Origin of the sequence: Pseudonocardia sp. P1, assembly GCF_000178675.2 — a bacterium.
Classification (GTDB): Bacteria; Actinomycetota; Actinomycetes; order Mycobacteriales; family Pseudonocardiaceae; genus Pseudonocardia.
On sequence record NZ_ADUJ02000001.1, the window covers coordinates 2,215,700 to 2,228,840 of the forward strand.

Annotated in this window: 12 protein-coding genes; 5 read left to right on the plus strand and 7 right to left on the minus strand. The window is 75.9% G+C overall.

Annotated elements, in window-relative coordinates:
* Nucleotides 1–121 precede the first annotated feature (121 nt).
* On the plus strand, nt 122–535 hold the full coding sequence (locus tag PP1_RS09730) for a cupin domain-containing protein (RefSeq protein WP_029239691.1): 414 nt from the start codon (nt 122–124) through the stop codon (nt 533–535).
* A gap of 10 nt (nt 536–545) precedes the next feature.
* Here PP1_RS09730 and PP1_RS09735 read toward each other — a convergent pair whose 3' ends face one another.
* Genes PP1_RS09735 through PP1_RS09765 form a run of 7 tightly spaced genes read right to left on the minus strand, consistent with a single transcriptional unit; the run spans nt 546 to nt 8,284 of the window.
* Nucleotides 546–1,589: a PHP domain-containing protein gene (locus tag PP1_RS09735; protein WP_010233368.1), complete on the minus strand. Its 1,044-nt coding sequence runs from the start codon at nt 1,587–1,589 to the stop codon at nt 546–548.
* Between the two features lie 10 nt (nt 1,590–1,599).
* Nucleotides 1,600–3,216 (minus strand): CYTH and CHAD domain-containing protein, encoded by a 1,617-nt coding sequence (locus PP1_RS09740; RefSeq protein ID WP_083697051.1) that lies wholly within the window; start codon nt 3,214–3,216, stop codon nt 1,600–1,602.
* Nucleotides 3,217–3,275: 59 nt separating this feature from the next.
* Complete coding sequence (locus PP1_RS09745; RefSeq protein WP_010236464.1) at nt 3,276–4,781, minus strand: FAD-binding oxidoreductase; 1,506 nt, start codon at nt 4,779–4,781, stop codon at nt 3,276–3,278.
* Nucleotides 4,748–5,860, minus strand: coding sequence for a pyridoxal-phosphate dependent enzyme (locus PP1_RS09750; protein ID WP_050802479.1), 1,113 nt, complete (start codon nt 5,858–5,860; stop codon nt 4,748–4,750). The genes PP1_RS09745 and PP1_RS09750 overlap by 34 nt, the downstream gene beginning before the upstream one ends.
* A complete protein-coding gene (locus PP1_RS09755) occupies nt 5,857–6,774 on the minus strand; it encodes a GHMP family kinase ATP-binding protein (RefSeq protein ID WP_075314031.1) in 918 nt (305 codons plus the stop codon). The genes PP1_RS09750 and PP1_RS09755 overlap by 4 nt, the downstream gene beginning before the upstream one ends.
* Complete coding sequence (locus PP1_RS09760; protein WP_010228876.1) at nt 6,771–7,580, minus strand: Rossmann-like domain-containing protein; 810 nt, start codon at nt 7,578–7,580, stop codon at nt 6,771–6,773. Before PP1_RS09760 ends, PP1_RS09755 begins: the two co-directional genes overlap by 4 nt.
* The gene (locus PP1_RS09765) at nt 7,577–8,284 is read right to left on the minus strand and encodes a methyltransferase (protein ID WP_010228874.1); all 708 of its coding nucleotides are present in this window, start codon (nt 8,282–8,284) and stop codon (nt 7,577–7,579) included. Before PP1_RS09765 ends, PP1_RS09760 begins: the two co-directional genes overlap by 4 nt.
* A 133-nt stretch (nt 8,285–8,417) precedes the next feature.
* Between PP1_RS09765 and PP1_RS09770 the strand changes: the two genes are divergently transcribed.
* Genes PP1_RS09770 through PP1_RS09785 form a run of 4 tightly spaced genes read left to right on the plus strand, consistent with a single transcriptional unit; the run spans nt 8,418 to nt 12,445 of the window.
* Nucleotides 8,418–9,449: a FecCD family ABC transporter permease gene (locus tag PP1_RS09770; RefSeq protein WP_082399084.1), complete on the plus strand. Its 1,032-nt coding sequence runs from the start codon at nt 8,418–8,420 to the stop codon at nt 9,447–9,449.
* Nucleotides 9,450–10,250, plus strand: a complete 801-nt coding sequence (locus PP1_RS09775; RefSeq protein ID WP_010228866.1) for an ABC transporter ATP-binding protein — start codon at nt 9,450–9,452, stop codon at nt 10,248–10,250. It begins immediately after the preceding gene.
* Nucleotides 10,251–11,231, plus strand: coding sequence for an ABC transporter substrate-binding protein (locus PP1_RS09780; protein WP_010228864.1), 981 nt, complete (start codon nt 10,251–10,253; stop codon nt 11,229–11,231). It begins immediately after the preceding gene.
* Entirely contained in the window at nt 11,228–12,445 is a 1,218-nt protein-coding gene (locus PP1_RS09785; RefSeq protein ID WP_010228863.1) for an MFS transporter, read from the plus strand. Before PP1_RS09780 ends, PP1_RS09785 begins: the two co-directional genes overlap by 4 nt.
* Nucleotides 12,446–13,141: the final 696 nt, after the last annotated feature.

Here is a 13,141-nt window from a genome sequence, read left to right on the forward strand (position 1 = left end):
CAGCGCGGGGCGGGCGGGGCGGGGCGGGAGTGCGGCAGCGCCGGGGGCGAAGCGGTGGGGCGGGCGGGGCGGGCGGGGCGGGCGGTGGGTGCGGGGAGCGGTGCTCTGCGACAGTGGGGCCGTGTCGCGCCCCGATCTCGCTGCCGCGCTGGACCTCGCACCTCACCCGGAGGGTGGCTGGTACCGGCGGACCTGGACCTCCCCCGCGTCCGTCCCGACGCCGCACGGGGACCGGCCCACGGCGACCGCCATCCTCTACCTGATGGACGGTCCGGGCCGGTGGCACCGGGTCCGGTCGACCGAGCTGTGGCTGTGGCACTCGGGCTCCGCCGCGGAGCTCGTCCTGGGCGGCGACGGGGACGCGCCCGGCACCGAGCAGGTGCTCCGCCTCGGCGCGGCGGATCCGGAGACGCTCCCCCAGCGTGAGGTCCCGGCCGGGGTGTGGCAGCGGGCGTACCCGCTCGGCGACGAGCCCGTCCTGGTGAGCTGCGTCGTCTCCCCCGGGTTCGACTTCGCCGACTTCGAGCTGCGCTGAGAGCGGCCGGTCAGGCGGGCGCGGTGCCGAGCAGCCCCGCCGCGTCGCGGGTGTTGCGGATCCGCTCCGGCGCGACCCCGCAGGCGACGGCGCGGGCGCAGCCGTGGTCGAGCCAGTCGAGCTGGCCGGGGGCGTGCGCGTCGGTGTCGATCGTGAACTCGCACCCGGCCTCGACGGCGAGGCGGAGCAGCCGTTTCGGCGGGTCGAGCCGCTCCGGCCGCGAGTTGATCTCGACGGCGACGCCGTGCTCCGCGCAGGCGTCGAACACGGCGGTGGCGTCGAACTCCGACTCCGGGCGCTTCCGCCGGCCGGTGACCATCCGCCCGGTGCAGTGCCCGAGCACGTCGACGTGGGGGTTCGCGACGGCGGTGAGCATCCGCTCCGTCATCTCGTCGCGCGGCATCCGCAGCTTCGAGTGCACGCTGGCGACGACGAGGTCGAGCTCGGCGAGCAGGTCGGCGTCCTGGTCGAGGGCGCCGTCGTCGAGGATGTCGACCTCGATCCCGGTCAGTACCCGGAAGTCCGACCCGGTGCCGGCGATCCGCTCGTTCAGCTCCGCGACCTGCTCCAGCTGGCGGCGCAGCCGGTCCGCGGAGAGCCCGTTGGCGACGGTGAGGCGCGGCGAGTGGTCGGTGACGACGAGGTAGTCGTGGCCGAGCCCGATCGCCGTCTCCGCCATCTCGGTGAGCGGCGACCCGCCGTCGGACGCGTCGGTGTGGCTGTGGCAGTCCCCGCGCAACGACTGCCGCAGCGTCACGGCGGCCTCGGCGAGCGGGACGCCGTCGGCGTCGGCCCGCGCGACGGCGTCCTCCAGGCGCCGCAGGTAGACCGGTTCCTCGCCGGCGACCGACTCCCCCACGCAACGGGCGGTGACCTCGCCGACCCCGCGCAGATCGGTGAGCGAGCCGGCCGCGTGCAGCCGGGCGAGCTCGTCGGGGCCGGTGCCCCGCAGCGCCGCGGCGGCGGTGCGGAACGCCCGGACGCGGTAGGTCGACTCGTGTGCCCGCTCCAGCAGGAACGCGATCCGGCGCAGGTCGGCGACGGCGTCTCTCACACCTCGCAGGCTAGCGGCGCCGCATCCAGCGGCGGGATCTCGTGGTCCACACGTGCTCCCAGACCCCGGGCAGCCGCTCCTCCAGCCCGATCATGGCCGCCGTGTCCCGCCCGTGCAGCACACCGAAGGTGAACCCGTTGCGGCTCTCCGCGCCGGCGCGGGCGCCGAGGGTCCGCAGGAGCTCCCGGGACACCACGGCGTCCTGGTGGTCGCCGAGCACGGTCTGCACCTTCTTGAGCTGCTTCGAGAAGGCCCGCGCGTCCTTCCCGACGGCGGGACGGGCGACGTCGGTGGCGTAGCGGAGCTGCTTGCCGGTCTTGCGGGCGTCGTGCAGGGAGGTCGGCGCGACGTGCCCGGCGTCGAGGTCGGCGAGTGCGGCCTCCATCCGCCGCTCCAGCTTGCGGGCGGTCCGGCCGACCATCCGCGGCAGCGTCTCCCGTGCCGGCCGGTCGGCGCGCGACGACAGCGGCGGGTCGGCCAGCAGCCGCAGCAGCGCCCCGCGCAGGGCGGCGTAGCGCTCGCCGTCGACGACCTCGGTCACCGCCGCGCCGGTCTCGGCGCGGGTGCGGGCGAAGTGCCGGGTGACGGCGGCCTGCACCGGGCCGAGCAGCAGTTCCGGGTCCAGGTCGTCGAGGCGGCCGTTCAGCCGGGCCTCCTGGACCTCGGCGTCGCGCTCACCGGCGAGGGCCCGACCCAGCCAGCGCAGCTCCGCGACCAGGTGCGGCACCCGTGGCCCCTCGAACACCCGCGAGAAGGTCCGCAGCGCGCTACGGATCCGGCGGGCGGACACCCGCATCTGGTGCACGGCGTCGGGCCGGTCGGCACGCAGGTCGGCCTCGCGCGCGGCGAGGGTGTCCACCTGCCGTGCGACGTGGTCGAGCAGCGCGCGCCCCGCGGTGCCCTTGCGGCCCCGGCGGCGCGGCGGCTCGGCGGGCCCGGCGGCGGCGAACAGCGCGGCGAGCGTCCGGCGGGCCTGACCCGGCCCGCGGACGAGTCCGGTGTCGCGCAGCGCGCCGTCGATCTCCTGCAGCACGTCGGTGCCCGCCGTCCCCGGCCGGACGACGGCCTCGCTCCAGGCCTCCCCCGACGTCGATCCGCCGAGCGTCCCGGCCTGCACCTGGTCGCGCTGGAGCGACGCGAGCTCGCGCCCGGCGGCGTCGTGCAGGAGGCCCACCGACCGCACGATCCGCACCCGCCCGACCGGGCGGAGCTCGGCGTCGCCGCGGACCCGGCGGAGCAGCGCGTCGATCTCCGGCGGGACGCCCTCCGGGTCGACGCCCTCGATCCCGCCGCCGGCCTGCGGCACCCGCAGCTCCTCGACCGGGTCGCCGTCGGGCAGCCGGAGCACCCAGGTGACGCTGGGCGCGACCGGCGCGCCGCGGTCGGGGACGATCCGCTCGACGGCGAGCTCGACGCCGACCGCGAACAGGCGCAGGTCGGCGGTGTCGAACCGCTCGTGCTCACGCACCTCCGCCTCGGTGACGGGCCGGACACCGTGGATGCCGGCGGACCCGCCGAGCCGGGGCGCGCCGGTGTGCGCGGGCCCGGTGTAGGTGAGGGCGTCGGGCGGGAGCTGCTCCTCCACCGCCGGGCCTGCCGTCCGTGTCGCGTCGCCGGGTTCGCTCATCCCGGAGGGTTCCCGCGGGCCCGCGGTCCATACGGGGCCGTCCGGGCGAACCGGGCGTGTCAGACGGCCTTGCCGGGGTTGAGGATGCCGTGCGGGTCGAGGGCCACCTTCACCGCCCGCTGCAGGGCCAGTGCGCCCGGGCCGAGCTCGCGCTCCATCCCGTCGCGCTTGAGCAGGCCGACCCCGTGCTCACCGGTCACCGTCCCCCCGGCCTCGACGGCGGCGGCGATGATCTCGTCGAACGCGGCCCTCGTCCGGGCCCGCGCGCCCGGGTCGTCGTGCGGGGTGAGCATCAGCGGGTGCAGGTTGCCGTCGCCGGCGTGCGCGACGGTGGCGATGCGGACCCGGTGCCGGGTGCCGATCTCCTCGATCCGGGCGAGCATCTCCGCCATCCGGGGGCGGGGGACGCAGACGTCCTCGGTGAGCATGCCCATCCCGAGCTGCTCCAGCGCCGGGTAGGCCATGCGGCGGGCCGCGAAGAGCGCCTCGGCCTCGGTCTCGTCGGTGGAGGCCATGGCCTCGGTCGCGCCGTGCCGCTCGAACGCGGCCAGGATCGCGTCCGCCTCGGCCTCGGCGGCCGGTTCGGGCAGGTCGGTCTGGGCGAGCAGCAGTGCGGCGGCGTCCTCGGGCAGTCCGGCGTTGCGCCAGTTGTTGACCGCGGTCAGGCACTCGCGGTCGACGAGCTCGAACACGGCGGGCTGCAATCCCTGCTCGGTGACGGCAGCGACCGCGGCCCCGCAGTCGGCGAGCGAGTCGAAGAACCCGACGACGGTGCGCGGCGCGGACGGGCGCGCCGGGCGCAGCTTCACGGTGATCTCGGTGATCACACCGAGGGTGCCCTCGGACCCGACGAGCAGGCCCGCCAGGTCGTAGCCGACGACACCCTTCGCGGTCCGCCGCCCGACCCGCACGATCTCACCGGTCGCGGTGACGACCTCGAGCGCGAGCACGTAGTCGCGGGTCACGCCGTACTTCACGCAGCACAGCCCGCCCGCGTTGGTGGCGACGTTGCCGCCGATCGTCGACCAGGGCGCCGACGCCGGGTCCGGCGGGTACCAGAGGCCCTGGTCCGCGCAGGCGGCGCGCAGGTCGTCGTTCACCACCCCCGGTTCGACGACGGCGAGCCGCTCCCCGGCGGAGATCTCCCGGATCGCGGTCATCCGCTCCAGCGACAGCAGCACGCAGCCCTCGACCGCGTTCGCGCCGCCGGACAGCCCGGTCCCGGCCCCGCGCGGGACGACCGGCACCCGGGCCCGCGCGCAGGCGGCGACGGTGGCGGCGACGTCGGCCGTGGTCCGGGCCCGCACGACGCACAGCGGGGTGCCGTACTCGGCCCACTCCGCCTCGTCGTGCACGTAGGGGCGGACGGTGTCGGGATCGGTGAGGACCCGGTCGGCGTCGAGCACGGCGGCCAGCTCGGCGAGCAGGGCACGGCCGGTGGCGTCGGGCACCGACCGGTCCAGCTCGGCCGGTGCCGTGGACCCGCCGAACGGCCGCCCCTCCGGCTCGACGACGACCGGGGTGCCCTCGGTCAGCTCCCCGTCGGTGGATGCGCGCTCGACCATGACCGCGACGGTAGGCGGCCGCCGGGGCGCCGGGCCAGTGGAACCGGTGTGTGCACCGCGTCCGCAGGTGGTTCCGCCCCCGCCCACGCCATCCGGGACCACGGCAGCGCCAGCTCGTCGGTGCCCGTCACCGGGTGCGGGGCGAGCGTGTCCAGCGGCACCGCCTCGGTGTGCCGGGCGAAGACGCCGTCGACGTAGCGGTGGCCGGTGTCGGCGGCGATCAGCACGACGGTGCGACCCGGGTCCCGCGCGCGCTCCCACCGCGCGGCGAGGTACGACGCGCCCGCCGACAGGCCCGCGAACACCGCGTGCCCGCGGAGCAACGCCACCGCTCCGGACAGGGCGGCGGTGAACCCGGTCCAGTGGACGACGTCGTAGGCGGGGTGGTCGACGTTGCCGAACGGGATCGAGCTGCCGATCCCGGCGATGATGATGTCCGGGTCGGCGACGTGCTCGCTGCCGAAGGTCACGCTGCCGAACGGCTGCACCCCGACGAGCCGGGTCGGGCCCCCCGGCGGGTCACCGGCGCGCAGGTACCGGGCGAGGCCACCGGTGGAGGCCCCGGACCCGACCCCGCCGACGACGGTCAGCGGCACCGGTCCGAGCGCCTCCCGCAGCCGTTGCGCGACCGGCCGGTAGCCGAGGTAGTGGACGTCGTCGTGGTACTGGCGCATCCAGTGCAGCCGGGGGTCGGCCGCGAGCAGCTCCCGGATCCGCGCGACCCGGCGGCTCTGGTCGAGCTTCAGGTCGTCGCTGGGCGGCATCCGCTCGAGGGTGGCGCCGAGCAGCTCCAGCTGGATCCGGGCGGCGTCGTCGACGGTGGTGGAGCCGACGATGTGGCAGTGCAGGCCGTGCCGGTGGCAGGCCAGTGCGAGGGCGTAGGCGTAGATCCCGCTGGAGCTGTCGACGACGCTGTCACCGGGCGCGATCCGGCCGGTGTCGAGCAGCCGCCGCACCGCGGCGTCGGCACTGAGCACCTTCATGGTCTCGAACCGCAGGCAGACGAGCCCGTCGTCGAGCCGGACCAGGTCGGGGCGTCCGACGGCGTCGGCGACGTGGGTGTCGACCGCGCCGGTCACCGGGTGCCCCCGGCCGCCGCGACCGGCCGGAGGTGCGCGCCCCCGCCGGCGGTGAACCGCCCGGTCGGCACCAGCCCGGCCGCGCGCAGCGCCGCCGTCACCCGGTCCGCGGCGACGCCGTCTCCCGGGGCGAGCAGCACCCCGGCCACGTTGCCGCTGTGCGCGATCTGCACCCCGAGCACGCCGGGGCCCTCGACCGCGGCCCGCAGCCGGTCCACCTCGCCGTCGGTGCGGTGCAGCTGCGCGCTGCGGGTCGCGACCCGTGCGATCCCGGCCGGGTCGCCGGCGGCCAGCGCCGCGCGCAGCTCGTCGCGCAGCTCCTCGTAGGTGCCGACGACCGGGGCCGGGGGCTCGGGCGGGCGCACGGCGGGGGTGTCCACCGGGCGTCCGCCGTCGAGCAGGCAGCCGACCACGAGCAGCCGCGGCAGCTCGCCGGGCAGGACCTCGAGGACGTCGCCGTCGCGCTGGGCGAACAGGCGGGGCCGGGCGTCGTCGAACATCAGCGGGTCACTGGCCGCCTCGGCCGCGACGGCGAGGCGCGCCAGGGTGTGCGGCGCGATCCGGGTGCCGGCGGCGTCGGCGACCGCACGCACCGAGGCGACCACGTCCGCCGTCGACGAGCCCAGCCCCAGTCCCGGCGGGACGGCGCCGTGCAGGGTCAGCTGCCCGCCCCCGGTCCCCGGGCCGGCCACCGCGTCGAGCGCGAGGCGGGCCGCGCGGGCGGCCTTCACCCGGCCCGGGGGCCGCACCGTCACCTCGGTGCCGGTGCCCGACGGCCGGAACTCCGCACGCACCCCCGCGACCGGCGACGGCAGCGTGACCAGCCCCGGCCGGGCCGCGCCGGAGGAGTCCCGGAAGAACCCCTGCAGCAGCTCGCCGTGGTGGCACGGTGCGCTCCCCCGGCCGGGTCTCACGAGGCCGCCCGGTACCGGTAGAGCGCGGTCGTGTCGGCGCTGAACTGGGAGAACGGGAACGGCTCCGCGGACAGCGCGGACACGCCGTCGCCGAGGAAGGCTCTGGCCACCGCGGCTCCGGTCTGCGCGTAGACGGTCAGCGGGATCCCGCGGTCGCGACATCGGGCGGCGATCGGGTCGAAGGTGCCGTTCGCCAGGGTCATCCCGGTGGCGACGACGGCGTCCGCGGAGCCGATCACCTCGTCGGCGGAGTCGGAGACCGTGTCGCCCCACTGCGTGGTGCGCAGGTCGAGGTCGCAGGGCAGGCACTCGGCGCCCCGCTCACGGATGGCCGCGACGAGCGGGTTCACCACCCCGATCAGCGCGACCCGGGCACCGGCGGGCACGTCGAGCAGCCCGGCGACGGCGGCGTCGCGGGCCACCGCACGCTCCTCCGGCGTCCCGGCGGGCAGCTCCACCCGCTCCGCACCCGGGTCGTCGCGGAACGGCCGCACCCCGGCGAGGTAGGCGTCGAGGGCGGCGGTCCGGACCGGGGCGGGCACGTCGTCGCCGAGCAGCGCGGCCAGCGGGCTGCCGGAGAGGTCCTGGCAGGCGACCGGATCGAGCTCACCGTCCCGCGCCGACGCCGCACCGAACGCGGCACCGCATCGGACCAGGACGTAGCGGTTGCGGTAGGTCACCGGTCCCCCGGCCAGCCGGGTGCCGTGCCCCGCCCAGAACACGCTGGTCGCGGTCAGTTCCGCCGGGTCGGGGCCGTGCCCGCCCGCGAGCACCTCGGCGACCAGGTCGTCCACCGTGCGGGTCATCGGGCGCCTCCGGCACGGGTGAAGCGGAACAGGTGGGTGATCACACCGTCGCCCCAGTCGTGGCGCAGCGCCAGACCGGCGTCGAAACCGTGCCGCAGCGCACTGTCCACCAGGGCAGGCAGGTCGGCGGTGTTGGAGGCGATCACGAACACCTCCCCGTCCGGGGCGAGCACGTCGCGCTCCGCCAGCTGGGCGAAGAACCGTTCCAGCAACGGGGCGCCCTCGCAGACGTTGCGGACGACGTCGGGGTCGTCGTCGACCCGGACGCTCACCGCGGGCGGGTTGAACGTCACCACGTCGACGACCGTGGAGTCCGGGACGCCGTCGAGCAGGTCGGCGACGATCCCGGTGCGCGCGGCACCGCCGGCCAGACGGTCGAGGTGGCCGACGGCGGTCTCCACACTCGCCGGGTGGACGTCGACGGCGTAGGTGTGCGCGGCCCCGCGCACCCCCGCGGCGATCACCTCCAGCCCCAGGCCGCAGCCCATGGCGAGGTAGCGGCGACCGCGGGTCTCGATCTCCCCGGAGAGCACCCGGTCGGCGATCATCTCGCTGGTCAGGCCGGGCCGGAACACGCCGGGCGGGACCTCGAGGTCCCAGCCGTTCCAGTGCCGGGTGCGGGTGGTGTGGAGGGTGCCGTCGGGCCGGTTGAGGGCCGACACGGTCTCGGCCGGCAGCGGTGCCGGCAGCTCCTGCGGCGTCACGGGAACACTCTGCGTCATAATGAAAACGGATACCATTTCGAGACCTGACCGGACAACGGTGACGCGGCGTGCATCACGACTCGGTCCGGACGCTGGCGGATCGCTCGCTCGAGTGTTACTACATACGACAATCATGTTCATCAGATGCACAGTCGGTCTCGCCGTGGCCCTGGTCGTGTCGGTCGTCCTCGCGATCGGGCTCGGCCCCGCCCCCGTCTCCCCCGCCGACACGCTGCGCTACCTCGGCGCCGCCTTCACCGGCGGCACGATCCGGCTCGACGAGGTCGCGACCTACGAGATCGTCTGGCAGCTGCGCACGCCCCGGGTGCTGCTCGCCGCCGTCGTCGGGGCGGGGCTGTCCGCGGTCGGGGCCGGGGTGCAGGCGCTCGTCCGCAACCCCCTGGCCGACCCGTTCGTCCTCGGGATCTCCTCCGGTGCCGCCGTCGGCGCGGTCTCGGTGCTGGTCACCGGGGCGCTGGCCGTCGCGGGCATCTACGCGCTGTCGGTCGGCGCGTTCGCCGGTGCGCTGGTCGCCGCGCTGCTGGTGCACCTGGCCGCCCGGCGCCGGGGCCCCGGCGGGACGAGCCCGCTGCGCCTGGTCCTGACCGGCGTGGCGATGGCGTACGCGTTCCAGGCCACGATGGCGTTGCTGATCTACCTGGTCCCGCAGGGCGAGGCGACCGCGACCGTCCTCTACTGGACCCTCGGCGGGTTCGGCGCCGCCACCTGGGGCTCGCTGCCGCTGGTCGTCGTCGTGGTGCTCGCCGGGATCGTGCTGCTGCGGCTGCGGGCGCGGGACATGGACGTGCTCGCCCTCGGCGACGAGACCGCCGCGAGCTCCGGTGTGGACACCGGCCGGCTGCGCCGCGAGCTGTTCGTGCTGACGTCGGTCATGACCGGGGCGATGGTCGCGGTCAGCGGGGCCATCGGGTTCGTCGGGCTGATCGTGCCGCACCTGGTGCGGATGGTCACCGGCGCCGTGCACGCCCGGGTCCTGGTGCTGGCGCCGCTGGTCGGCGCGGTGCTGGCGGTCTGGGTCGACCTGCTCTCGCGCACCGTCGTCGCCCCCCGGGAGCTGCCGCTCGGCGTGGTGACCGCGCTCGTCGGCGTCCCGGTGTTCGTCGTGCTGCTGCGCCGCCGCGGCTACGTGTTCGGGGGCGTGTAGATGTCCGGCCTGTCGCTGTCCGGGATCACCGTCGCCGCCGGTGGCCGCGAGATCGTCCGGGAGCTGTCCCTCGACGTCGCGTCCGGCTCCGTGGTCGGGCTGGTCGGCCCGAACGGCAGCGGCAAGTCCACCGCGCTGCGCTGCGTCTACCGGACGCTGCGGCCGCTGCGCGGGACCGTCCTGCTCGACGGCGAGGACCTCACCACCGGCTCGCTGCGCGAGAGCGCACGCCGGGTCGCCGCGATGACCCAGGACCACGCGTCCGACCTGGACTTCACCGTCGCCGAGCTCGTCGCGCTCGGCCGGACACCGCACCTGGCCGGGCACCGTGGGCCCGGACCCGGCGACCTCCGGATCTGCCGCGAGGCGATGGACCGCGTCGGCGTCACCCACCTGGCCGACCGCGGCGTCCTGACGCTGTCCGGCGGCGAGCGCCAGCGGGTGCTCGCCGCCCGCGCGCTGGCCCAGACGCCCGAGGTTCTGGTGCTCGACGAGCCGACCAACCACCTCGACATCTCCTACCAGCTGGGCCTGCTCGCCCTGCTGCGCGAGATCGGCACGACGGTGCTGGTCGTGCTGCACGACCTGAACCTCGCGGCCGCGGTGTGCGACCGGATCGGCGTGCTGTCCGAGGGGCGCCTCGTCGCCTCCGGCGCCCCCGCCGACGTGCTCACCCCCGCGCTCGTGGCCGACGTGTTCGGCGTGCGCGCCGACGTCGTCACCCATCCCGTCACCGGTGGGACCCGGCTGCTCTACGCCCTGCCGGGCGACCCGGTCCGTCCCGACACCGAGGAGATCTGAGTGCGCACGACCCGCGCCGTACCCCTGCTGCTCGCCACCCTGCTCGCCGCCACCGCCTGCGGCGCGCAGGTCGAGCGGTCGACGGCGGAGACCGCCACGGTCCCCCGCTGCGGGCAGCCGGTGGAGTACCGCGCCCCCGAGCGCGCCGTCGCCTACGAGGCAGGGAGCGCCGACAAGCTGTTCGCGCTCGGGCTGGGCGAGAAGGTGCGCGGCTACGTCATGCCGCCGGCGAACCCGCCCGTCTCCGAGTCCCCCTGGGCCGCCGACTACGCCGCCACCGAGGAGCTCTCCACCGACCTGCTCAACCGCGAGCTCGTCGTCGACGCGGGCGCCGATCTCGTCGTCGCGGGCTGGCGGTCCGGGTTCTCCGACGAGCGCGGCATCACCCCGGAGCTGCTCGACCGGCTCGGCATCCAGAGCTTCATGCACACCGAGACCTGCTGGAACTACCCCGGCTTCCCCGAGCGGGTCACGCCGCTGGAGGGCCTCTACGAGGACATGCGCCGGCTCGGCGCGATCTTCCGGGTGCCCGAGCGGGCCGACGACGTCGTCGCCGGGATGCAGGCCAGGGTCGACGCCGTCACCGCGGCCGCGCCGCGGCAGGACCCGCCGCCGTCGGTGTTCCTCTACGACTCGGGCACCGACCGCCCGAACACCGCGGGCAACCAGGTGCCGCCGAACGACATCATCTCCCTCGCCGGTGGCCGTAACGTCCTCGACGACGTCGACGCCCGCTGGACCGACGTCGGATGGGAGACCGTCGTCGAGCGGCAGCCGGAGATCATCATGATCCTCGACTACGGCGACCAGAGCGCCGAGCAGAAGATCGACTACCTGACCTCGCTGCCGCAGCTGCGCAGCGTCCCTGCGATCGCGGAGCGGAACTTCTTCGTGCTCGACTACAACGAGGGCATCAGCGGCCCCCGCAACATCGACGGCCTGGAGCGCTTCGGCGCCTACCTGCGGGAGTTCCGCCGGTGACGGGCGCGCGGACCGTCCTGCGCGACGTCGCGTTCCTCCGGCTGTGGACCGGGACGACGGCGTCCGGCCTCGCCACCTGGGCGCTGCCGTTCGTGCTCGGCCTCGGCGTCGTCCAGGGGGCGCTGACCGCCGTCGAGCTCGGGCTGGCCCTCGGGGTGCGGACGGCCGGGTTCCTCGCCGCGATGCCGGCCGGCGGTGTGCTCGCCGACCGCTACTCCCGCCGGACGACGGTCGCCTGGTCCGGCGCGCTCGCCGCCGCCGGGTCCGCGGCCACCGCGCTCGCCCTGACCGGCGCAGGCGGGCTCGCGCTGCTGCTCGCCGGGTGCGCGCTGGCCGGCGTCGGGCAGGGGGCCTGCCGGCCGGCGTTCCAGGCGCTGGTCGCCGAGATCGTCGACGGAGACCGGCGGCAGGAGGCGAACGCCGCGATGACGTTCGCCGTGCGCGGCACCACCCTGGTCGCACCGGCCCTGACCGCGCTGGTCGCGACCGTCCTCCCGGTCGCCGGGGTCACCCTGGGCGTCACCGCGCTGTGGGTCGTCGCGGCCGCCGTCCCCGGGCCGGGGACGCACCGGCCGGTGCCCGCCGGGCCCCGCGCCGGGTTCGTCGCCGAGTTCGCCGAAGGCCTCACCGAGGCACGCCGGCACCCCTGGTTCCTCGCCGGGCTCGGCGCGCTGACCGCCGTGATCGCGACCGGCTACTCCGCGACCGGGGTGGCGTTGCCGCTGGTCAGCACCGAGAGCTACGGCGGATCCGCGGTCCTGGCCGCGGCGCTCACCGGCTACACGGCGGGTGCGCTGGTCGGCGCGGTGATCGTCGCGCGGTGGCGGCCGGTGGCTCGCGGCCGGGTCGCGCTCGCCGGGCTCGCGGTCTACGCCGTCGCGCCGCTGTCGCTGCTGACCCCGCTGCCTGTGTGGGTCGTGGTCGGCGCCTACGTGGTGTGCGGGATCGGGATCGAGCTGTTCAACGTCCCGTGGTTCACCGCGGTGCAGCGCGAGGTCGAGCCGTCGAAGCTGGCCCGGGTGTCGTCGCTGGACTTCCTGCTGTCCTACGGCCTGGCCCCGCTCGGGCTCGCCCTGATCGCGCCGGCGATCCAGGCGTTCGGGCTGCGGCCGGTGCTGCTGGTGTGCGCGATCATGTGCCTGCTCGGACCGGCCCTGGCGATGCTGGCCCCGGGGTCGCGCCGGTTCTCCCGGGAACCCGCCCCCGCACCCTGATCCGCTCCCCCGTCGCACCGCCGCACCCCGCGGGGCGCGGGGCGCGAGGCACGGGGCACGGGGCACGGGGCACGGGGCACGGGGCGCCGAGATGCAGCTCAGCGTCGTGGCGGGGTGTCGCGGACAGCGCTGAGCTGCATCTCGGCGGGGGGTGCCGCACAGTCAGCGGCACCCGCGCAGCTCCTCCGGCAACCGCGCACGCTCTGTCGCTCACGCACAGCTCGTGACCCTCCCGCACATGCCCCCCGTAACCGCACCGGCTGGTACCGCGCCCGCATGGGCTCTCCGCACATCCGCGCGCCGCTCCCGCCACAGCCGCACAGGTTCCGCAACGGCCGCGCGCCGCTCCCGCACACCTCCCGCCGCAACCGCACAGGTCTCACCGCTCCCGCACGAGACACGAACCGTGCGAGAGCACCGCAATGTGCGCGGCTGCTGCGCAACCTGTGCGGTTGCAGGGCTCGGGTGCGGAGAAGGGGGCCCGCGCGAGGAGCAGGACCTTCGCGGCCGACACCAGATCCGTGCAACCGACAACGAGCCTGTGCGGCTGAGACAGAACCTGTGCGGCGGCCGAGCTCCCTCCACGACCGCACAGGTTCCGTGGCTCCCGCACGAGACATGGACCGTGCGGGAGCACAAGTAGGTGTGCGGCTCCGGCCGAGCCTGTGCGGCTGGGACAGAACCTGTGCGGCGGGG